At 61.2% G+C, this 21,639-nt stretch carries 14 protein-coding genes and 2 tRNA genes; 12 read left to right on the top strand and 4 right to left on the bottom strand.

Going from position 1 to position 21,639, the window contains the following annotated elements; genetic code table 11:
- Positions 1 to 104: 104 nt before the first annotated feature.
- The 3 genes from KCG87_RS04490 to KCG87_RS04480 all read left to right on the top strand — a co-directional run bounded on the left by KCG87_RS04490 (position 105) and on the right by KCG87_RS04480 (position 4,710).
- Complete coding sequence (locus KCG87_RS04490) at positions 105 to 1,292, top strand: ATP phosphoribosyltransferase regulatory subunit (protein WP_047600701.1); 1,188 nt, start codon at positions 105 to 107, stop codon at positions 1,290 to 1,292.
- A gap of 54 nt (positions 1,293 to 1,346) precedes the next feature.
- Complete coding sequence (locus KCG87_RS04485) at positions 1,347 to 2,636, top strand: adenylosuccinate synthase (protein ID WP_003221122.1); 1,290 nt, start codon at positions 1,347 to 1,349, stop codon at positions 2,634 to 2,636.
- Positions 2,637 to 2,775: 139 nt separating this feature from the next.
- Positions 2,776 to 4,710, top strand: a complete 1,935-nt coding sequence (locus tag KCG87_RS04480) for a methyl-accepting chemotaxis protein (protein WP_098966935.1) — start codon at positions 2,776 to 2,778, stop codon at positions 4,708 to 4,710.
- Between the two features lie 100 nt (positions 4,711 to 4,810).
- Here KCG87_RS04480 and KCG87_RS04475 read toward each other — a convergent pair whose 3' ends face one another.
- The 4 genes from KCG87_RS04475 to KCG87_RS04460 form a co-directional block, all read right to left on the bottom strand.
- Positions 4,811 to 6,376, bottom strand: a complete 1,566-nt coding sequence (locus KCG87_RS04475; RefSeq protein WP_134785305.1) for an iron ABC transporter permease — start codon at positions 6,374 to 6,376, stop codon at positions 4,811 to 4,813.
- Entirely contained in the window at positions 6,376 to 7,386 is a 1,011-nt protein-coding gene (locus KCG87_RS04470; RefSeq protein WP_041065682.1) for an extracellular solute-binding protein, read from the bottom strand. Before KCG87_RS04470 ends, KCG87_RS04475 begins: the two co-directional genes overlap by 1 nt.
- Before the next feature lie 215 nt (positions 7,387 to 7,601).
- Positions 7,602 to 7,688 (bottom strand) — tRNA-Leu (locus KCG87_RS04465).
- Positions 7,689 to 7,868: 180 nt separating this feature from the next.
- Positions 7,869 to 7,955: transfer RNA gene (locus KCG87_RS04460), tRNA-Leu, on the bottom strand.
- 225 nt (positions 7,956 to 8,180) lie between these two features.
- Between KCG87_RS04460 and rnr the strand changes: the two genes are divergently transcribed.
- From rnr to KCG87_RS04415, 9 genes are all read left to right on the top strand, one after another.
- Positions 8,181 to 10,811, top strand: coding sequence for a ribonuclease R (gene rnr / locus KCG87_RS04455; RefSeq protein WP_027611420.1), 2,631 nt, complete (start codon positions 8,181 to 8,183; stop codon positions 10,809 to 10,811).
- Positions 10,808 to 11,572 carry a 23S rRNA (guanosine(2251)-2'-O)-methyltransferase RlmB gene (gene rlmB, locus KCG87_RS04450; protein ID WP_135294838.1) on the top strand — a complete coding sequence of 255 codons (765 nt, stop codon included), beginning with the start codon at positions 10,808 to 10,810 and terminating at the stop codon, positions 11,570 to 11,572. The genes rnr and rlmB overlap by 4 nt, the downstream gene beginning before the upstream one ends.
- Positions 11,573 to 11,881: 309 nt before the next feature.
- Positions 11,882 to 12,304: a 30S ribosomal protein S6 gene (gene rpsF / locus KCG87_RS04445; RefSeq protein WP_003221133.1), complete on the top strand. Its 423-nt coding sequence runs from the start codon at positions 11,882 to 11,884 to the stop codon at positions 12,302 to 12,304.
- Between the two features lie 28 nt (positions 12,305 to 12,332).
- Positions 12,333 to 12,563 (top strand): 30S ribosomal protein S18, encoded by a 231-nt coding sequence (gene rpsR, locus KCG87_RS04440; protein WP_002551829.1) that lies wholly within the window; start codon positions 12,333 to 12,335, stop codon positions 12,561 to 12,563.
- 36 nt (positions 12,564 to 12,599) lie between these two features.
- Positions 12,600 to 13,493 carry a hypothetical protein gene (locus KCG87_RS04435; protein WP_210556700.1) on the top strand — a complete coding sequence of 298 codons (894 nt, stop codon included), beginning with the start codon at positions 12,600 to 12,602 and terminating at the stop codon, positions 13,491 to 13,493.
- A 19-nt stretch (positions 13,494 to 13,512) separates the two neighbouring features.
- Positions 13,513 to 13,959, top strand: a complete 447-nt coding sequence (gene rplI, locus KCG87_RS04430) for a 50S ribosomal protein L9 (RefSeq protein WP_003221136.1) — start codon at positions 13,513 to 13,515, stop codon at positions 13,957 to 13,959.
- A 120-nt stretch (positions 13,960 to 14,079) separates the two neighbouring features.
- Entirely contained in the window at positions 14,080 to 15,477 is a 1,398-nt protein-coding gene (dnaB, locus tag KCG87_RS04425; RefSeq protein ID WP_003221138.1) for a replicative DNA helicase, read from the top strand.
- Between the two features lie 192 nt (positions 15,478 to 15,669).
- On the top strand, positions 15,670 to 17,973 hold the full coding sequence (locus tag KCG87_RS04420; protein WP_007967456.1) for a YgiQ family radical SAM protein: 2,304 nt from the start codon (positions 15,670 to 15,672) through the stop codon (positions 17,971 to 17,973).
- A 338-nt stretch (positions 17,974 to 18,311) separates the two neighbouring features.
- Entirely contained in the window at positions 18,312 to 21,587 is a 3,276-nt protein-coding gene (locus tag KCG87_RS04415) for a transglutaminase family protein (protein WP_210556699.1), read from the top strand.
- Positions 21,588 to 21,639: the final 52 nt, after the last annotated feature.

Genomic DNA, 21,639 nt, shown 5'->3' with positions numbered 1-21,639 from the left:
CGCCGCGTCGTTCATGCGCGTGCGTTTTGAACGGATCGGTCATTTTCTGCTTCACTCAAGGCTCGCCCGCAGGCTGGCCGCCCGGATCAAAGGGGAATGGCGTAATGGCAACGGTAGACCGCTGGCTGCTGCCAGATGGCATCGAAGAAGTACTGCCACCGGAAGCGGCGCGCATTGAAGTCGCGCGTCGTCAGGTGTTGGATCTGTTCCAGAGCTGGGGTTACGAGTTTGTCGTGACTCCCCATATCGAGTACCTGGAATCCCTGCTGACCGGTGCGGGCCAGGACCTGGATCTGCGTACCTTCAAGGTCATCGACCCGCAGTCGGGTCGGCAGATGGGGTTCCGTGCCGACATCACGCCGCAAGTGGCGCGCATCGATGCGCACACCCTGCGTCGCGAAGGCCCGAGCCGTCTGTGCTACGCCGGCAGCGTGCTGCATGCCCAGCCGCGTGCACTGTCGTCCTCGCGCAGCCCGATCCAGTTGGGTGCCGAGCTCTACGGCGATGCCAGCCCGAGCAGCGACGTTGAAGTGATCAGCCTGATGCTGGCCATGCTGCAACTGGCCGATGTGCCGGATGTACACATGGACCTTGGCCATGTCGGCATCTACCGTGGTCTGGCGCGTGCCGCCGGTCTGTCCGGTGAAGTCGAGCAGCAGTTGTTCGATGCGTTGCAACGCAAGGCCATCGACGAGGTCATTACCTTGACCGAAGGCCTGCCGGCCGATCTGTCCGGCATGCTGCGGGCGCTGGTCGATCTGTGTGGCGGCCGTGAAGTACTGAGTGCGGCCCGTGAGCGTCTGGCCAATGCACCGGCGCCGGTTCTGGCGGCGCTGGAAGATTTGCTGGAGATCGCCGATCGTCTGGCGACGCGTTTCCCGGAGTTGCCGCTGTACTTCGACCTGGGCGAGCTGCGCGGCTACCACTACCACACGGGTGTGGTGTTCGCGGTGTTTGTCCCGGGCGTGGGCCAGTCCATCGCTCAGGGCGGTCGTTACGACGACATCGGCGCCGACTTCGGTCGTGCCCGTCCGGCGACCGGCTTCTCTACCGATTTGAAAACCCTGGTGACCCTGGGGCGTGCTGAGATCGAGCTACCGTCTGGCGGTATCTGGATGCCTGACAGTACGGATGCGGCACTCTGGCAGCAGGTTTGCCAGTTGCGCAGTGAGGGTCAGCGTGTCGTTCAGGCATTGCCTGGACAACCTTTGGCCGCCGCCCGTGATGCGGACTGCGACCGGCAATTGATTCAGCAGAACGGGCTTTGGCAAGTATCGCCACTGGCTTCTTGAGTTTTCCTGCCGGCCATCGCCGGCACCAAGTTTGCGCGAATGAGGACAAGTGTTATGGGTAAGAATGTCGTAGTCCTGGGCACCCAATGGGGTGATGAGGGCAAAGGCAAGATCGTTGATCTGCTGACCGAACATGCTGCCGCCGTAGTGCGCTACCAAGGTGGCCACAACGCTGGCCACACCCTGGTGATCGACGGCGAGAAAACCGTCTTGCACCTGATCCCGTCGGGCGTGCTGCGCGAAGGCGTGCAGTGCCTGATCGGCAACGGCGTGGTGGTTGCACCTGACGCCCTGCTGCGTGAGATCACCAAGCTGGAAGAGAAAGGCGTACCGGTGCGCGAGCGCCTGCGTATCAGCCCGTCCTGCCCGCTGATTCTGTCCTTCCACGTGGCGCTGGACCAGGCCCGTGAAAAAGCCCGCGGCGAGCTGAAGATCGGTACCACCGGTCGCGGCATCGGCCCGGCTTACGAAGACAAGGTTGCCCGTCGTGGTCTGCGCGTGGGCGATCTGCTGAACATGCCGCGTTTCGAAGACAAGCTGCGTGAGCTGGTGGATTACCACAACTTCATGCTGGTCGGTTACTACAAGGAGCCGGCCATCGAGTTCGAAAAGACCTTGGCCGAGTGCAAGGAATACGCCGAGCTGCTCAAGCCGCTGATGCTCGACGTGACTGCCGAGCTGCACGACCTGCGTCGCGCCGGCAAAGACATCATGTTCGAAGGCGCTCAGGGTTCGTTGCTCGACATCGACCACGGTACCTACCCGTACGTGACCAGTTCCAACACCACCGCAGGTGGCGTGGCGACCGGTTCGGGCGTTGGCCCGATGTTCCTCGACTACATCCTGGGCATCACCAAGGCTTACACCACTCGCGTCGGCTCGGGTCCATTCCCGACTGAGCTGTTCGACGACGTGGGTGCGCATCTGGCCAAGCAAGGTCACGAGTTCGGCGCTACCACCGGTCGTGCCCGTCGTTGCGGCTGGTTCGACGCCGTCATCCTGCGTCGCGCTATCGATGTGAACAGCATCTCGGGCATCTGCCTGACCAAGCTGGATGTACTCGATGGTCTGGAAACCATCAACATCTGCACCGGCTACAAGGACGCGCAAGGCAATGCCGTGGCGCCGACCGACGCTGACAGCTACGTGGGCCTGCAGCCTGTGTACGAAGAAGTGCCGGGCTGGACCGAATCGACCGTGGGTGCCAAAACCCTGGAAGAGCTGCCAGCTAATGCTCGTGCCTACATTAAACGCGTTGAAGAGTTGATCGGCGCGCCGATCGACATTATTTCGACGGGCCCGGACCGCAACGAAACCATCGTTTTGCGTCATCCGTTCGCTTGATAAGTCGTTGATGTAAAAAACAAAGGCCCCTTAATCGGGGCCTTTGTCGTTTATGCCTGTTGGACGGCATGACCTTTGCTGTAAATCTTCCTACAAGAGTGCCATCAAATTAATGGCGTCAGAAGTAGAGGGATTCACAGTGTCGGCCGTTCTCTCACTGTTACAAAGCCGTTTGTTGCGGCCCGTGTTCGTTACCCTTGGTATCGCCCTTTTGGTGCAAGTGCTGGTGGCAGTCGCCCTGACACGAAGCACGGTCACGGCGCTGGAAGCCGATCTCGGCACTCGTCTGGGCGCTGACAGCCAAAAGCTCTCCGGCGAGCTAGAGCAGGCCGGGCGTGAAGTCACCTCAAGCCTCGATAACCTTTCCTCAAGTACCCGGCAGCGTCTGACCGCCGGCCTGTCTTCCCGTCTGAAGGAGGAGCAGGCGCAACTGCGTACGACACTGGAAAAAGATCTCAAGGACTCGGCCAATGACATGGCTCAGTTGCTCGCCTCGGTGGCGCCGCGCGCCATGTGGGACAGCGACGTGCCGACCCTGTCCGAATTTGCTCGTCGCGCCCAGCGCAATCCCAACGTGTTGTTCGTGGTTTACGACGATGCCACCGGTCAACACCTGACGCGTTACCTCAACCGCGAAAATCCGATCAACAAGGCTTTGCTGGAAAAAGGCCAGGGCGAGCGCGCGCTGGACAAGGTGCTGGACGCGGCGAAAAACGATCCGTCGGTCTACTACCTCGAAGCCTCGATCAACCCTAACGGCGTGGAAATCGGCAAAGTGCTGATGGGCGTCTCGACCGCGTCGGTGGAAACCGATCTGGCGGCGCTCGACCAGCGCTTCTCGGCGCTGATCGCCAGCAGTGATCAACTGGTGGGCGACAGCCTCAAGGGCGCCGCCGCCGACAGCGCGACGGCAATGCAGGCGCGCCTGCAGTCGGCGCAATCCACCGCTGCCGAAATGAAAGCCAATACCACCAGCACGGTACAGGACGCCGCTGCGACCTTGCGCTGGCGCATCGGCATGGGTCTGGCGCTGGTCGGCTGTGGCGTGCTGCTGTTGCTGGCGGTGGTGCTGGGGCACCGGGTGGTCAATCGCTTGAAGATGCTCAATGCGGCGATGGACGATCTGGCGGCAGGCGAGGGCGACCTGACTAAGCGCGTGCAGATCAACAGCAAGGACGAAATCGGCGACATGGCCTCGGCGGTCAATCGCTTTGTGGATAAGTTGCAGCCGATCGTGCGCGAGGCGGGCGACGTGGCCCAGCGTACCGGTGTGGAAATCGGCGCCATGACCCTGCGCAATGCCGGTGCCGACGCAGCGGCCGGGATGCAGCGTGACGAAGTGGCGGAAAGCCTGCGCGCGCTGTCGCAAATGGCTGACGAGGCGCAATCGGAAAGCCATGCCATGCAGGCGGCGTTGAAGCAGGTGGTGGATATTCGCCAGGCCACCGATGAAAACACTCGTACCTCGGCGAAAGTCGGCAGCCTGATCGAGGCGCTGGCAGGGCAGGTTGATACCGGGGCGAAAGTCATCGAGCGACTGGCGCAGCAGAGCGAACAGATCGAAGTGGTGCTGACGGTGATTCACGGCATCGCCGAGCAGACCAACCTGTTGGCCCTGAATGCGGCGATCGAAGCGGCGCGGGCCGGTGAGACCGGCCGCGGTTTTGCCGTGGTCGCGGACGAGGTGCGCGCGCTGGCGAGCAAGACGCAAAGCTCGACCGGTGACATTCAGGCGCACATCGTCGCGTTGCAGCAGGGCGCGCGTGAGGCGGTCGAAGCGATCGGCCAGGCGGGGCGTCAGGCCAGCGAAGGTTTGCTGGTGTTACGCGACAGCGCGCGGTTGCAGCAATCGGTGCAGGCTTCGGTTGAGCAGGTGCATGCGGCGATTGGTCTAGCGACCCAGGCTGCGGCGCATCAGGCGCAGGGCGCGCAGGCGGTGCGTGGGCGGGTCGAAACGATTCATGCCCAGGCCGAGAAAGCGGCGCAGGCGGTGGTGGAAACCACGGCCAGTGGAAAGGTACTGGATGGGCTGGCGGCGCAGTTGAAAGCCAGCCTGGGGCAGTTCAGGGCCTGATGTTTCCCCCTTCGCGAGCAGGCTCGCTCCCGCATTCGATCGCATTCCTCTGGTGGGACTCGGTCAAACTGTGGGAGCGGGCTTGCTCGCGAAGGCGATTTCAGCGGCTCAGATACATCCGCGTCGTCAGCAGATACACCGGCAACCCCGACACCACAATCAACAACGCCGCATAAGGCGCCGCCGCCGCGAACTCGACATTCGCGGTGTGCGCCCACACTTCCGTCGCCAGTGTATTAAGTCCCGTTGGGCTCAGCAGCAGCGTCGCCGTCAATTCCTTCATCGCATCCAGAAACACCAGCGCAAACGCCGCACCCAGTGCCGGGAAAATGATCGGCAGGGTCACCCGGCAAAACGCGGTGAATGACGATGCCCCCAACGTGCGTGCCGCTTCCTCCAGCTGCGGCGCAGCCTTGTTCAGTGCCGTGCGGATCGGCGCCTGTGCCAATGGCAGGAACAGCAGCGCATAAGCGATCAGCAGCAATGCCGAGGTCTGGTACAGCGCCGGCACGTAGTGCAGGGCGAAATACACCAGCGTCAGCGCGATTACCAGGCCCGGCAAGGCGTGGAGCAGATACGGCAAGCGTTCGGCCCAGATCGCCAGTTGGCCCTTGTAACGCACCACCAGCAGCCCGACCGGCACCGCCAGCAGCAGGCACAGCGCTGCGCCACCCAGCGACAAGGCCAGCGAAGACAGCAGGGCTTCGGTGATCGCCGCGACCGGGAACGCTGCCGATGAGCCCACCGCCAGCCAATACGCGAGCATGCCCAGCGGAATCCCGCTGCCGACGATCGCCAGCAACAGGCAATACAGCTGACCGACAACCGCCCACCGCCCCAGGCGTACTTGTTCAGCCTGCCGCGCTGCACCCTGGCCGGTGCGCACATGGCGCCCTTTACCGCGCACCCGCAGCTCCAGCCACAGCAGCATCAGACACAGCGCGAGCAGCACCGCCGAAAGCATCGCTGCATTGGCGTTGCTGAATTCCAGTTCGAATTGCTGGTAGATGGCGGTGGTGAAGGTTTGCAGGCCGATGATCGACAGCGCGCCGAACTCGACCAGCATGTGCAGGGCAATCAGCAGCGAACCGGCCAGCAGCGACGGCCAGAGCAGCGGCAGGGTGACGCGGAAAAACACGCCCCAGCGGTTCTGTCCCAAGGTGCGGGCGGATTCTTCAAGGGACGGATCGAGGTTGCGCAGGGTCGCCGCGACCGGCAGAAAGATCAGCGGATACTTCGACAGGCTCATCACCAGAATCGCCCCGCCGAGGCCTTCGAACTGCGCGCTCAACGACACCCAGGTGAAGCTGCTGACGAACGCCGGCACCGCGAACGGCAAGCACAGAACCACCCCCCACAGGCGACGTCCCGGTAGATTGCTGCGCTCCAGCAGCCACGCCAGTGACAGGCCGATCACGCCGCAAGTCAGCGTTACGCCGACCATCAACGCCAGGGTGTTGCGCAGCAGACCGAATACGTAAGGGCGCCATAACAGGTGCAGCGCTTCGGCCCAGCCGGCCTGCCAGGCTTTCAGGCCGACATAGGCCAGAGGCAACAGGCTCATGATCACCAGCAATAAGACCGGCAGCACCAGCCAGATCGACGGGCGCTTGCGTCGTGGTACGTAACCCCCGCGCGCGGCGGGGGTGGATAACGATGCGGCCATCAGTTCAGGCCAACTTCACGTTCCAGCTCCAGCGCTTCTTCGGCGTTGCCCAGGTCGGCCGGGGTCACGTTTGGCGCTTGCAGTTCGCTGAACGGCTTGAGCCCGCGATCCGATTCCATACCTTTGTGCAGCGGGTATTCGGCGGTGGTCTGAGTGATCACGCGCTGGCCTTCCTCACTGGCCATGTAGGCAAGGAATTGCTGGGCTTCTTTTGGATGTTTGCTGGATTTCAGCACGGCAGCACTGGATACGGTGATCAGTCCGCCGACGTCGCCGCCGGTGAAGTAATGCAGTTTCGAGTCGAGTTTGCCTTTCTCGCGCTGCAGGGCGAACCAGTAATAGTTGTTCACCAGTACGGTGGCGACTTCGCCGTTTTCCACAGCTTTGAGGGCGACCATGTTGTTGCTGTAGGTCTTGCCGAAAGCGCGCAGGCCGGTCAGCCATTCCTCAGCGGCGTCGCGACCGTGCATCTTGATGATCGCCACGGCCTGTTCCTGGAAGGCGCCGCTGGTTGGTACGAAACCGACTTTGCCTTGCCATTTCGGATCGGAGAATTCCATCACCGACTTCGGCAGGTCTTTCTCATCGACCAGTTTCGGATTGTAGGCAACCACGCGAACCCGCGCGGTGACACCGATCCAGGTGCCGTTGCCGGCGACGTATTGCTTGGGCAGCACGGCCAACGTGGCGTCGTCAGTCTTGGCCAGCAGGCCTTGCTCGCCGAGGTTGTTCAGCGGAGGAGATTCTTCGGTGTAGATCACGTCGGCGGGGGAACGGTCGCCTTCTTCGATGACCTGGCTGGCGAGCTGGTTGCTGCTGCCCTTGCGTACGTTGACGTGAATGCCGGTCTTGGCCTCGAAAGCCTTGGCGATCGCATCGCCGACTTCCTTGTGTTGACCGTTGTAGAGCGTCAGGGAAACCGCATCGGCTGCCTGGGTGAGGGGAGTGGCGAGTGCCAGGCCGAGCAGGGTGAAGGTCAAGCCGCGGCGCAGGGTATTTCGAAACATCATTCGCAGGGTTCCTCACTGTCGCATTGCAAAAACTTGCAACAATGATAAACGATATTGTTTCTCAAGTGCGCCTTGCGACGAGGGCGGAGGTTTGCTAGAGCATGATCTGGTGATCATGTGTGGCGAGGGAGCTGCAGGTTTTCAAACGCCAGAAACGCAAAAACCCGCTTTCGCGGGTTTTTGGGAAACTCAACGTCGTAACCTTGAGTTTGAATTGGTGCCCAGAAGAAGACTCGAACTTCCACGACCGTAAGGTCACCAGCACCTGAAGCTGGCGTGTCTACCAATTTCACCATCTGGGCATTCATCGCGAGCGTTGCCGCTGTTGATGTGGCGCACTATACGGAGCGCTTTTTGATCTGTAAACCCCTGATTTAATTTTAATTAATCAGTTTTAACAAACCCGTTCCTTAGAATGCAAAAAACCCGCTTTCGCGGGTTTTGTGTGAGTCTTGAAGCTGATCTAGTCTCAAACTCGAAATTGGTGCCCAGGAGAAGACTCGAACTTCCACGACCGTAAGGTCACCAGCACCTGAAGCTGGCGTGTCTACCAATTTCACCACCTGGGCATCTCGTCAACGTATGTACGTCGTCGATGGCGCGCACTATACGGAGCGCCTTTTTAACTGTAAACCCCTGTCAGCAAAAAAAATGAATTTTTTTACCAGCGGTGTTCAAAAGGGCTTTCAGGCGTCGATACAAGGCTCCAGAAGGGCCTTATATAGTCGGAAATTTCCCGTTTGATGGCGCCTATGCCAAACTAACCCGCATATAGACAAGGTGAAAACTCTCTAATGGCCGATTGGCAGTCCCTCGATCCCGAGGCCGCTCGTGAAGCGGAAAAATATGAAAACCCTATTCCCAGCCGCGAACTGATCCTGGCGCATCTCGCCGATCGGGGTTCGCCTGCTGCCCGCGAGCAACTGGTCGAAGAGTTTGGTCTGACCACAGAAGACCAGATCGAAGCCCTGCGCCGCCGCCTGCGCGCCATGGAGCGCGACGCTCAATTGATCTACACCCGCCGTGGCACCTATGCGCCGGTGGACAAGCTCGACCTGATCCTCGGCCGCATCAGCGGCCACCGTGACGGTTTCGGCTTCCTGGTGCCGGACGACGGCAGCGATGACCTGTTCATGAGCCCGGCGCAGATGCGTCTGGTGTTCGATGGCGATCGTGCGCTGGCCCGTGTTTCCGGTCTCGACCGTCGTGGCCGCCGTGAAGGCGTGATCGTCGAAGTGGTGTCCCGTGCCCACGAAACGATCGTCGGTCGCTACTTCGAAGAGGGCGGTATCGGTTTTGTCGTTGCCGACAATCCGAAGATCCAGCAGGAAGTGCTGGTTACGCCAGGCCGCAACGCCAACGCGCAGATCGGTCAGTTCGTCGAGGTGAAAATCACCCACTGGCCGACGCCGCGCTTCCAGCCGCAAGGCGATGTGGTCGAAGTGGTCGGCAACTACATGGCGCCGGGCATGGAAATCGATGTCGCGCTGCGTACCTACGACATTCCGCATGTCTGGCCTGAAGCGGTACTCAAAGAAGCCGCCAAGCTCAAGCCGGAAGTCGAAGAAAAAGACAAAGAGAAGCGTGTCGACCTGCGCCATCTGCCGTTCGTCACCATCGACGGCGAAGATGCCCGCGACTTCGACGACGCGGTCTACTGCGAAGCCAAACCGGGCAAGTTGCGCCTGTTCTCCGGCGGCTGGAAGTTGTACGTGGCGATTGCCGACGTTTCCAGCTACGTGAAGATCGGTTCGGCGCTGGACAACGAAGCCCAGGTACGCGGCAACTCGGTGTATTTCCCCGAGCGCGTGGTGCCGATGCTGCCTGAACAGCTGTCCAACGGCCTGTGCTCGCTGAACCCGCACGTCGATCGTCTGGCCATGGTTTGCGAGATGACCATCTCCAAGTCCGGTGAAATGACCGACTACTGCTTCTATGAAGCGGTGATCCATTCCCACGCCCGTCTGACCTACAACAAGGTCAGCGCGATGCTGGAAACCCCGAAAGCCACCGAAGCGCGCAAGCTTCGCGGCGAATACACCGACGTGGTGCCGCACCTCAAGCAGCTCTATGCGCTGTACAAAGTGTTGCTGGCTGCCCGTCACGTGCGTGGCGCGATCGATTTCGAAACCCAGGAAACCCGGATCATCTTCGGTTCCGAGCGCAAAATTGCCGAAATCCGTCCTACCACCCGCAACGATGCGCACAAGCTGATCGAGGAATGCATGCTGGCGGCCAACGTGGCCACCGCCGAATTCCTCAAGAAGCACGAAATCCCCGCGCTGTACCGTGTCCACGACGGCCCGCCACCGGAGCGTCTGGAAAAACTGCGCGCGTTCCTCGGCGAGCTCGGCCTGTCCCTGCACAAAGGCAAGGATGGCCCGTCGCCAAAGGACTATCAGGCCCTGTTGGCGAGCATCAAGGACCGTCCGGATTTCCATCTGATCCAGACCGTGATGCTGCGCTCCCTGAGCCAGGCGGTGTACAGCGCCCAGAACGAAGGCCACTTCGGCCTGAATTACGAAGCCTATACCCACTTCACCTCGCCGATCCGTCGTTACCCGGACCTGCTCACGCACCGCGCCATCCGCAGCGTGATCCATTCGAAACAGGACACTCCGCACGTTCGTCGTGCCGGGGCGATGACCATTCCGAAGGCGCGCATCTATCCGTACGACGAAGCGGCGCTGGAGCAACTCGGCGAGCAGTGCTCGATGAGCGAGCGCCGTGCCGACGAAGCCACCCGCGATGTGGTGAACTGGCTCAAGTGCGAGTTCATGAAAGATCGCGTGGGCGAATCGTTCCCGGGGGTGATCACCGCCGTGACCGGTTTTGGTCTGTTCGTCGAGCTGACCGATATCTACGTCGAAGGCTTGGTGCACGTCACCGCGCTGCCAGGCGATTACTACCACTTCGACCCTGTGCATCACCGCCTGGCGGGCGAGCGCACCGGTCGCAGCTTCCGTCTCGGCGATACCGTTGAAGTGCGCGTGATGCGCGTCGATCTCGACGAGCGCAAGATCGACTTCGAGATGGCCGAAAAAACCATCAGCGCACCGATTGGTCGCAAGAAACGTGGCGCCGATACCGCAGCGCCTGCGAGCAAGGCTGTGGAAGACAAGGCTCCGGCCAAAACCGCTAGCCGTCGTCCGGCCAAGGAAAAAGCTGTCGAGGCCTATCGCCCGAGCGATGCCGTGGCGAAAAATGCCGAGCTGCGCAAAAGCCGTGAATTGAAGAAGGCCTTGCTGGCCGAAGCCAAAAGCGGTGGTAAAGCGGCGTCTGGGGGAAAGACCGGACGGTCGGCGCCTGAGAAGGCCGTCGGCGGCAAGCCAGCCAAACCGAGCAAACACCGTAAAGGCCCGCCAAAAGCGGGTTCGGCTCCAGCCAAAAGTGGCGGGTCGCGTAAACCGAAGGCGAAGTCATGAGTCAGTTGGAAAAAATCTACGGCGTTCACGCGGTAGAAGCGTTGTTGCGTCACCACCCGAAACGCGTCAAGCAGATCTGGCTGGCCGAAAGCCGCAACGATCCGCGCGTGCAGACCCTGATCGAACTGGCCAACGAAAATCGTGTGCAGATCGGTCAGGCCGAGCGCCGCGAAATGGACGCCTGGGTTGAAGGCGTGCACCAGGGCGTGGTGGCGGACGTCAGTCCGAGCCAGGTCTGGGGCGAGGCGATGCTCGATGAGCTGCTCGACCGTACCGAAGGCGCACCGCTGTTGCTGGTGCTCGACGGCGTGACCGACCCGCACAACCTCGGCGCCTGCCTGCGTTCGGCGGATGCTGCCGGCGCGCTGGCGGTGATCGTGCCCAAGGACAAGTCGGCAACCCTGACGCCGGTGGTGCGTAAAGTGGCCTGCGGCGCGGCGGAAGTGATTCCGCTGGTGGCGGTGACCAACCTCGCGCGCACTCTGGAAAAGCTTCAGCAGCGCGGTCTGTGGGTGGTCGGCACGGCGGGTGAGGCCGAGGTCAGCATTTATGACCAGGACCTGACCGGCCCGACCATCCTGATCATGGGCGCCGAAGGCAAAGGCATGCGTCGCCTGACTCGCGAGCACTGCGACTATCTGGTGAACCTGCCGATGGCCGGCAGCGTCAGCAGCCTCAACGTGTCCGTGGCCACCGGTGTGTGTCTGTTCGAAGCACAGCGTCAACGCGGCGCCAAGGCCAAGGCTGCAGCCAAGAATTAAGGCTGTACGCAAACAAACTGTGGGAGCGGGCTTGCTCGCGAAAGCGGTGTGTCAGACAACAATAATGTTGCCTGATGAAACGCATTCGCGAGCAAGCCCGCTCCCACAGTGTTTTGTGCGAAGGCAAAGAAATGGTGATTGTTCAAATAATCACCAATTGCCTTGCACCTCCGCAGTCCCTTCTCTACAATTGCGCCCCTTGCTGTGACGGCAGGCACGCATGTGCCCCGCGCCAGCAAGTCCATAAGTGTCATTCACTCCTTGTCTGACCGTTTTTGAGCGGCAGGCTACAACCCGTAAGGAGCATTCATGCGTCATTACGAAATCATCTTTCTGGTCCACCCTGACCAGAGCGAGCAAGTCGGCGGCATGGTTGAGCGTTACACCAAGCTGATCGAAGAAGACGGCGGCAAAATCCACCGTCTGGAAGACTGGGGCCGTCGTCAACTGGCCTACGCAATCAACAATGTTCACAAGGCTCACTACGTGATGCTGAACGTTGAGTGCACTGGCAAGGCCCTGGCCGAGCTGGAAGACAACTTCCGCTACAACGATGCTGTGATCCGTAACCTGGTCATCCGTCGCGACGAAGCCGTTACCGGCCAGTCCGAGATGCTCAAGGCTGAAGAAAACCGCAGTGAGCGCCGTGAGCGTCGCGACCGTCCTGAGCACTCCGACGCTGATGGCGTTGAGGGTGATGACAGCGACAACAGCGATAACGCTGACGAGTAATCCACGGACCTTTTAAGGAGCCTATCAAATGGCACGTTTCTTCCGTCGTCGTAAATTCTGCCGCTTCACCGCTGAAGACGTGAAAGAGATCGATTACAAAGATCTCAACACTCTGAAAGCCTACGTATCCGAGACCGGCAAAATCGTTCCAAGCCGCATCACCGGTACCAAAGCTCGTTATCAGCGTCAGCTGGCCACCGCTATCAAGCGCGCCCGCTTCCTGGCCCTGCTGGCCTACACCGACAGCCACGGCCGCTGAGACCGGGCAGTCGACAAGTAGCAAAGGATTGAATGCATGCGTGCCTTAGCTGAGTTCATCATGCGAGGCCGTATGCAGGCCACTCTCGTGGTGGCCGGATGTGCAACATTGCCGTTGTTGTATTGGTTGGGTGCTGCCGCCGGGAGCCTGGTGCTTCTGCGGCGCGGACTGACGGACGCCATTGGCGTTCTGTCCCTGGGGCTGCTGCCGGCTTTGGTCTGGTGGCTGTATGCCGATGATCCACGGGCACTTCTGGTGCTGCTGGGGTCTTCGGGGCTTGCGTTGGTGTTGCGCGCAAGCGAGTCCTGGGTTCGCACGCTGCTGGTCAGCGTAGTGATTGGAGTGGTGTTTTCAGTGGTGCTCGGGGCAGCGTTTGCGGCCCAGATCGAGATGCTCGCGCAGGCCTTGATAAAGGTCATGCCGGCGCTTCTTGGTGAAACCTACAAGCAATTGTCGGTCGATGAGCAAGCGCGCTTCGCGTCCCTGATTGCACCAGTCCTGACCGGACTGATTGCGGCTCTGTTGCAGATCGTCAGCGTGCTGAGCCTGATTGTCGGGCGGCATTGGCAAGCGTTGTTGTACAACCCGGGTGGTTTTGGTCGCGAGTTTCGCGCCATCCGGATCCCGCTGGGGCCGGCGATGTTGCTGCTGGCGTTGATGCTTCTGGGCCCGAATCTCGGTGCACAGATGGCCATGTTGACGCCGTTGTGCAGTGTACCGCTGGTGTTCGCCGGACTCGCCCTGATTCACGGGCTGGTCGGGCAGAAGCGACTGGCCGGTTTCTGGCTGGTGGGGTTGTACGTCACGCTGCTGTTGTTCATGCAGCTGCTCTATCCGTTGCTCGTGGTTCTGGCCATTGTCGACAGCCTGATTGATTTTCGCGGTCGTCACGTGTCGAAAGACACCGATAACGCGAACGGTGAAGGTTAAAAGTTAAGAGGATTTCCACATGCAACTGATCCTTCTGGAAAAAATCGCCAACCTGGGCAACCTGGGCGACAAAGTAAACGTTAAGGCCGGTTACGGCCGTAACTACCTGCTGCCTTTCGGCAAGGCTACCGCTGCGACCGCTGCCAACCTGGCTGCGTTCGAAGAGCGTCGTGCCGAGCTGGAAAAAGCCGCCGCAGACCGTAAAGCATCGGCTGAAAGCCGTGCTGCCCAACTGGCCGAGCTGGAAGTGACCATCACTGCCACCGCTGGCGACGAAGGCAAGCTGTTCGGTTCGATCGGTACTCACGACATCGCTGACGCACTGACCGCTTCCGGCGTTGAAGTGCAGAAGAGCGAAGTTCGTCTGCCGAACGGCACCATCCGCAACGTGGGTGAATTCGACGTGGCTGTGCACCTGCACGCCGAAGTTGAAGCCACCGTACGCGTTGTCGTGGTAGCAGCTTAAGCAATACTTGTCGGCTGGCACCCTCGGGTGCTTGCCGGTAACATCGGGCACGATCCTGTTTACAGGTCGTGCCCTTTGTCTTTCTGGTACTCCCGTTTTCAAACCTGACTCCAAGTGGCCATGAACGAAATCACCGCTCCCGAGCAATACGATCTGCAAACCGCTGCCCTGAAGGTGCCGCCGCATTCCATCGAGGCCGAACAGGCCGTACTCGGTGGTCTGATGCTGGACAACAACGCCTGGGAACGCGTGCTCGATCAAGTCTCCGACGGCGATTTCTACCGACATGACCACCGTCTGATCTTCCGTGCGATCGCCAAATTGGCCGATCAGAACATGCCGATCGACGTCGTGACCCTTGCCGAGCAACTGGACAAGGAAGGTCAGACGTCCCAGGTCGGCGGCCTCGGTTACCTCGGCGAGCTGGCGAAAAACACGCCGTCCGTCGCCAACATCAAAGCCTATGCGCAGATCGTTCGCCAGCGCGCGACGTTGCGCCAGCTGATCGGTATCAGCACCGAAATTGCCGACGCCGCCTTCAACCCTGAAGGCCGTACAGCCGAAGAGATCCTCGACGAAGCCGAACGGCAGATCTTCCAGATCGCCGAGGCGCGGCCGAAGACCGGCGGCCCGGTGGGGGTCAACGAACTGTTGACCAAGGCCATCGATCGCATCGACACCCTGTTCAACACTGCCGACGCGATTACCGGTCTTTCCACCGGATATACCGACCTCGACGAGAAGACCAGTGGCCTGCAGCCGTCCGACCTGATCATCGTCGCCGGCCGTCCGTCGATGGGTAAGACCACCTTCGCCATGAACCTGGTGGAAAACGCCGTACTGCGCAGCGACAAGGCGGTGCTGGTGTACTCCCTCGAGATGCCAGGCGAATCGCTGATCATGCGTATGCTCTCGTCCCTCGGTCGTATCGATCAGACCAAGGTGCGTTCCGGCCAGCTCGAAGACGACGACTGGCCGCGCCTGACCTCGGCGGTCAACCTACTCAACGATCGCAAGCTGTTCATCGACGATACCGCCGGCATCAGCCCGTCGGAAATGCGTGCGCGGACCCGGCGTCTGGTGCGCGAGCACGGCGACATCGGCCTGATCATGATCGACTACCTGCAGCTGATGCAGATTCCCGGCTCCAGCGGTGACAACCGGACCAACGAGATTTCCGAGATCTCCCGATCCCTCAAAGCCCTGGCCAAGGAATTCAACTGCCCGGTGGTGGCGCTGTCGCAGCTCAACCGTTCCCTGGAACAACGTCCCAACAAGCGCCCGGTGAACTCCGACTTGCGGGAATCCGGAGCGATCGAGCAGGACGCCGACGTCATCATGTTCGTGTACCGGGACGAGGTGTATCACCCGGAAACCGAACACAAGGGCATCGCCGAAATCATCATCGGCAAGCAGCGGAACGGCCCGATCGGCTTTATCCGCCTGGCCTTTATCGGTAAGTACACCCGCTTCGAAAACCTCGCGCCGGGCAGTTACAACTTCGACGACGATGAGTAAATTCTTCATCGTTTGAGCTGACGCTTTCGCGAGCAAGCCCGCTCCCACACCTGGAATGCATTCAAATGTGGGAGCGGGCTTGCTCGCGAATGGGCGTGGCGCAATTTCCGACCACAGCCGTCGGAATTGGTCAAAATTTGTGCTATATTCCGCGCCCGCGAAATTCAATGAAAGCCAACACCGGTTATCGACATGCAAGCAGCCAAGCCGTTATTTGACTATCCGAAGTACTGGGCCGAATGTTTCGGGCCAGCGCCATTCCTGCCGATGAGCAGGGAGGAGATGGATCAGCTCGGCTGGGATTCCTGCGACATCATCATCGTCACCGGTGATGCCTACGTCGATCACCCGTCGTTCGGCATGGCGATCATCGGCCGGCTGCTGGAGTCCCAGGGCTTCCGCGTCGGGATCATTGCCCAGCCGAACTGGCAATCCAAAGACGACTTCATGAAGCTCGGCGAGCCGAACCTGTTCTTCGGCGTCGCGGCCGGCAACATGGACTCGATGATCAACCGCTACACCGCGGACAAGAAAATCCGTTCCGACGACGCCTACACCCCGGGTGGCATGGCGGGCAAACGTCCGGATCGCGCGAGCCTGGTTTACAGCCAGCGCTGCAAGGAAGCCTACAAGCATGTGCCGATCGTCCTCGGCGGCATCGAAGCTTCCCTGCGTCGCATCGCCCACTACGACTACTGGCAGGATCGCGTGCGCAACTCGATCCTGATCGACGCCAGCGCCGACATTCTGCTGTACGGCAACGCCGAGCGCGCCATCGTCGAAGTGGCCCAGCGTCTGTCCTACGGGCACAAGATCGAAGACATCACCGACGTGCGCGGCACCGCGTTCATCCGTCGTGACACGCCGCAGGGCTGGTACGAAGTCGACTCCACGCGTATCGACCGTCCGGGCAAGGTCGACAAGATCATCAACCCGTACGTCAACACCCAGGACACCCAGGCTTGCGCCATCGAGCAAGAGAAGGGCCCGGTGGATGATCCCGAGGAAGCCAAGGTCGTACAGATCCTGGCCAGCCCGCGCATGACTCGCGACAAGACCGTGATCCGCCTGCCGTCGATGGAAAAGGTGCGTAACGACCCGGTTCTGTACGCCCACGCCAACCGCGTGCTGCACCTGGAAACTAACCCGGGCAACGCCCGCGCGCTGGTGCAGAAACATGGCGAGATCGACGTCTGGTTCAACCCGCCGCCGATTCCGATGACCACTGAAGAAATGGACTACGTTTTCGGCATGCCTTACGCACGGGTTCCGCACCCGGCGTACGGCAAGGAGAAGATCCCGGCCTACGACATGATCCGTTTCTCGGTGAACATCATGCGTGGCTGCTTCGGCGGTTGTACCTTCTGCTCGATCACCGAGCACGAAGGCCGGATCATCCAGAACCGTTCCGAAGAGTCGATCATTCGCGAAATCGAAGAGATCCGCGACAAGGTTCCGGGCTTCACCGGTGTCATCTCCGACCTCGGCGGCCCGACCGCGAACATGTACCGCATCGCCTGCAAGAGCCCGGAAATCGAATCCGCGTGCCGCAAGCCGTCCTGCGTATTCCCAGGCATCTGCCCGAACCTGAACACCGACCACTCGTCGCTGATTCAGCTGTACCGCAGCGCCCGTGCCTTGCCGGGTGTGAAGAAGATCCTGATCGCCTCCGGCCTGCGTTACGACCTCGCGGTCGAGTCGCCGGAGTACGTCAAAGAACTGGTGACCCACCACGTCGGTGGCTACCTGAAGATCGCCCCGGAGCACACCGAGGAAGGTCCGCTCAACCAGATGATGAAACCGGGCATTGGCAGCTATGACAAGTTCAAGCGCATGTTCGAGAAGTACACCAAGGAAGCAGGCAAAGAGCAGTACCTGATCCCGTACTTCATCGCCGCGCACCCGGGCACCACCGACGAAGACATGATGAACCTGGCGCTGTGGCTCAAGGGCAACGGCTTCCGTGCCGACCAGGTGCAGGCGTTCTATCCGTCGCCGATGGCCACCGCAACCGCGATGTACCACTCGGGCAAGAACCCGCTGCGCAAGGTCACCTACAAGAGCGACGGCGTGACCATCGTCAAGAGCGAAGAGCAGCGCCGCCTGCACAAGGCGTTCTTGCGTTATCACGACCCGAAAGGCTGGCCGATGCTGCGCGAAGCGTTGATTCGCATGGGCCGTGGTGATCTGATCGGTCCGGGCAAGGATCAGTTGATTCCGCTGCATCAACCGGCTACCGACAGCTACCAGAGCGCCCGTCGCAAGAACTCGACGCCGGCCGGCAGCCACAAGGTCGCGAAAGAGAAGACCACCAAGATTCTCACCCAGCACAACGGCCTGCCGCCGCGTGCCAGCGACGGTGGCAATCCTTGGGACAAGCGTGAACAGGCCAAGGCTGCGGCATTCGCCCGCAACCAGCAGGCGGCCAAGGAGCGCAAGGAAGCGGCCAAGGGCAAGGGGCCGAAACCGGCTCGCAAGCCCGTCGTACCGCGCTAAATCGCTTTTTGTTTCAACAGAACGCCAACCTTCGGGTTGGCGTTTTGCATTTCAGGTTTCAGGAAATGCGCTGAATCGACTGGCCCCTTCGCGAGCAAGCCCGCTCCCACAGTTGGAATGCGGTCTCCTGTGGGAGCGGGCTTGCTCGCGAAGGCGTCATCTTAGGCGCCGCATCTACCACTGCCGCCACATTTAGGCGCAACTTCCTCAATCCATTTCCCCGCATCGCCCGATTTTGGTGCTGTACTGCCCTGAGCATTCCGGGAAAGCGCCCAAGCCTCTGCATGGCATAAGTCTTGCGCGCTTTCGAATACGCTTAGGCTCGCAGGAGGCACGCCGTGTCGATTCATGTCGCATTGCATCACGTCACGCATTACCGCTACGACCGCGCTGTCGAACTCGGCCCGCAGATCGTACGCCTGCGTCCGGCCGCCCACAGCCGCACGCGGATTCTTTCGTATGCGCTGAAGGTCTCGCCCGAGCAGCATTTCATCAACTGGCAGCAAGACCCGCAGGGTAACTACCTCGCGCGTCTGGTATTCCCCGAGAAAACCGACGAGTTGCGCATCGAAGTCGATCTGCTGGCCGAGATGGCGGTGTTCAATCCGTTCGACTTCTTCCTCGAACCCTACGCCGAGAAAATCCCCTTCACTTACGCGGCCGATGAGCGCAAAGAGCTGGCGCCGTACCTCGAAACCCTGCCGCTGACCCCGGCATTCAAAGCCTATCTGGACGGGATCGACCGTACGCCGCTGCCCGCTGTGGATTTCCTGGTGATGCTCAACCAGCGCCTCAGCGAAGACATCCGCTACCTGATCCGCATGGAACCGGGCGTGCAAACCCCGGAACACACCCTCGAACATGCCTCCGGCTCCTGCCGCGACTCGGCGTGGCTGCTGGTGCAACTGCTGCGCAACCTCGGGCTGGCCGCGCGGTTCGTTTCCGGTTACCTGATTCAACTGACCGCCGACGTGAAGAGCCTCGACGGCCCGTCCGGCACCGAAGTGGACTTCACTGATCTGCACGCGTGGTGCGAGGTGTACTTGCCAGGCGCTGGCTGGATCGGTCTGGATGCTACGTCCGGGTTGTTCGCCGGCGAAGGGCATATCCCGCTGGCCTGCAGCCCCGATCCATCCTCAGCCGCGCCGATCAGTGGTCTGGTCGAGCCGTGCGAATGCCAGTTCAGCCACGAAATGTCGGTGGAGCGGATCTGGGAAGCGCCACGGGTCACCAAACCCTATACCGATGAGCAGTGGCTGGCGATTCAGGCGCTGGGCCGGCAGATCGATGCCGACATGCTGGAAGGCGATGTGCGCCTGACCATGGGCGGCGAGCCGACCTTCGTCTCCATCGACGACCCGGACGGCGCCGAGTGGAACACCGCCGCGCTAGGCCCGGACAAGCGCCGACTGTCCGCTGAACTGTTCCAGCGCATGCGCCAGCACTATGCGCCGAAAGGTCTGGTGCATTTCGGTCAGGGCAAGTGGTACCCGGGCGAGCAATTGCCGCGCTGGTCGCTCAACTGCTACTGGCGCCGCGATGGCGTGCCGATCTGGCAAAACAGCGCGCTGATCGCCGATGAGCAGCAGGACTACGGCGCCGATGGCGAACTGGCGGGACGCTTTCTTGCGAGTGTTGCCGAACGCCTGAAACTGCCTGCTCGTTTCGTGTTTCCAGCCTACGAAGACAATTTTTATTACCTCTGGCGTGAGGGCGCATTGCCGAGCAACGTCAGCGCTGAAGACTCGCGTCTTGAAGAACCGCTGGAGCGTGCGCGTCTGCGCAAGGTTTTCGCGCAGGGCCTGGATAAAGTGATCGGCCAGGTGCTGCCGCTGGCCCGCACCGGCAAGGGTGATCAATGGCAGAGCGGGCGCTGGTATCTGCGCGACGAGCATTGCCGACTGGTACCGGGGGATTCGCCGCTGGGTTATCGCTTGCCACTCGGCTCGCAGCCGTGGGTGAAGGCCGCCGAGTATCCGTTCATTCATCCCAACGATCCGAATCAGGACTTCCCCGAGCTGCCGAACACCGCGCAGCTCAACAGTCATGCCGAACCCGCCACGGCCGCCGAACGCGCGCCGAAAATTGACGAGTCCGCCGACTGGCTGACCCGCACCGCCTTCTGTGCCGAAGCGCGCGAAGGGCGTCTGTATCTGTTCATGCCGCCGCTGGAGCGGGTCGAGGACTATCTGGAACTGGTGGCGGCCATCGAAGCCACCGCCGAAGAGCTGCATTGCCCGGTGCTGCTGGAAGGTTACGAGCCGCCGAGCGATCCGCGCCTGAGCAACTTCCGCATCACCCCGGATCCGGGCGTGATCGAGGTCAACGTGCAGCCGTCCGCGACTTGGGACGAACTGGTCGAACGCACCGAGTTTCTCTATGAACAGGCGCGGCAAACCCGCCTGACCACCGAAAAATTCATGATCGACGGGCGCCATACCGGCACCGGCGGCGGCAACCATTTCGTCCTCGGTGGCGCGACCCCGGCAGACTCACCGTTCCTGCGTCGCCCGGATCTGCTACGCAGCCTGATCAGCTACTGGCACAACCATCCGTCACTGTCCTACCTGTTTTCCGGCTTGTTCATCGGCCCGACCTCGCAGGCGCCGCGGGTCGATGAAGCGCGCAACGACGCCCTGTACGAACTGGAAATCGCCTTCGCGCAGATGCCTGAACCGGGCGAAGCGTGCGCGCCGTGGCTGGTGGATCGACTGCTGCGCAATTTGCTGATCGACGTCACCGGCAACACTCACCGCGCCGAGTTCTGCATCGACAAACTGTATTCGCCGGATGGCGCTACCGGGCGCCTTGGCCTGCTGGAGCTGCGCGCCTTCGAAATGCCGCCGCATGCGCGGATGAGCCTGGCTCAGCAGTTGTTGCTGCGTGCGCTGGTTGCGCGATTCTGGCGCGAGCCCTACGCGCCGCCGAAACTGGCGCGCTGGGGCACCGAGCTGCACGACCGCTTCATGCTGCCGCACTTTATCGAGCAGGATTTCGCCGACGTCATCGTCGAACTGAACAACGCCGGTTATCCATTGCGCGCCGAGTGGTTCGCTGCGCATCTGGAGTTCCGTTTTCCCAAGGTCGGCGATTACGCGGTCAGCGGCATCGAGATGGAGCTGCGCCAGGCGCTGGAACCTTGGCATGTGCTGGGCGAGGAGGGTACGGCCGGCGGCACGGTGCGTTATGTCGATTCGTCGCTGGAGCGTTTGCAGATCAAGCTCAGCGGCCTGCCGCCGCAGCGCTATCTGCTGACCTGCAACGGCATTCCGCTGCCGCTGCAACCGACCGGGCGCATCGGTGAGTTCGTCGCCGGCGTGCGCTTTCGGGCCTGGCAACCGGCCAACTGCCTGCAACCGACCATCCCGGTGCACGCGCCGCTGGTGTTCGACCTGCTCGACACCTGGATGCAGCGTTCACTGGGCGGTTGCCAGTACCACGTGGCGCACCCGGGCGGGCGCAATTACGAGACGTTACCGGTCAATGCCAACGAAGCGGAGAGCCGGCGCATGGCGCGGTTTTTCCGCATCGGACACACGCCGGGGAAACTTCCGATACCGAACCTGACAATCTCCGACGAGTTGCCGATGACGCTCGATTTGCGACGTTTCTAAGTCCTGCACGACATGCGGATTTTTCGTATATCCGCACGTCATGTGCCTGCGT

It is taken from the genome of Pseudomonas sp. MWU347 (assembly GCF_017947305.1).
Classification (GTDB): Bacteria; Pseudomonadota; Gammaproteobacteria; order Pseudomonadales; family Pseudomonadaceae; genus Aquipseudomonas; species Aquipseudomonas putida_A.
Note: the sequence above shows the minus strand (reverse complement) of the source record. Positions and strands in the feature narration are given on the sequence as shown.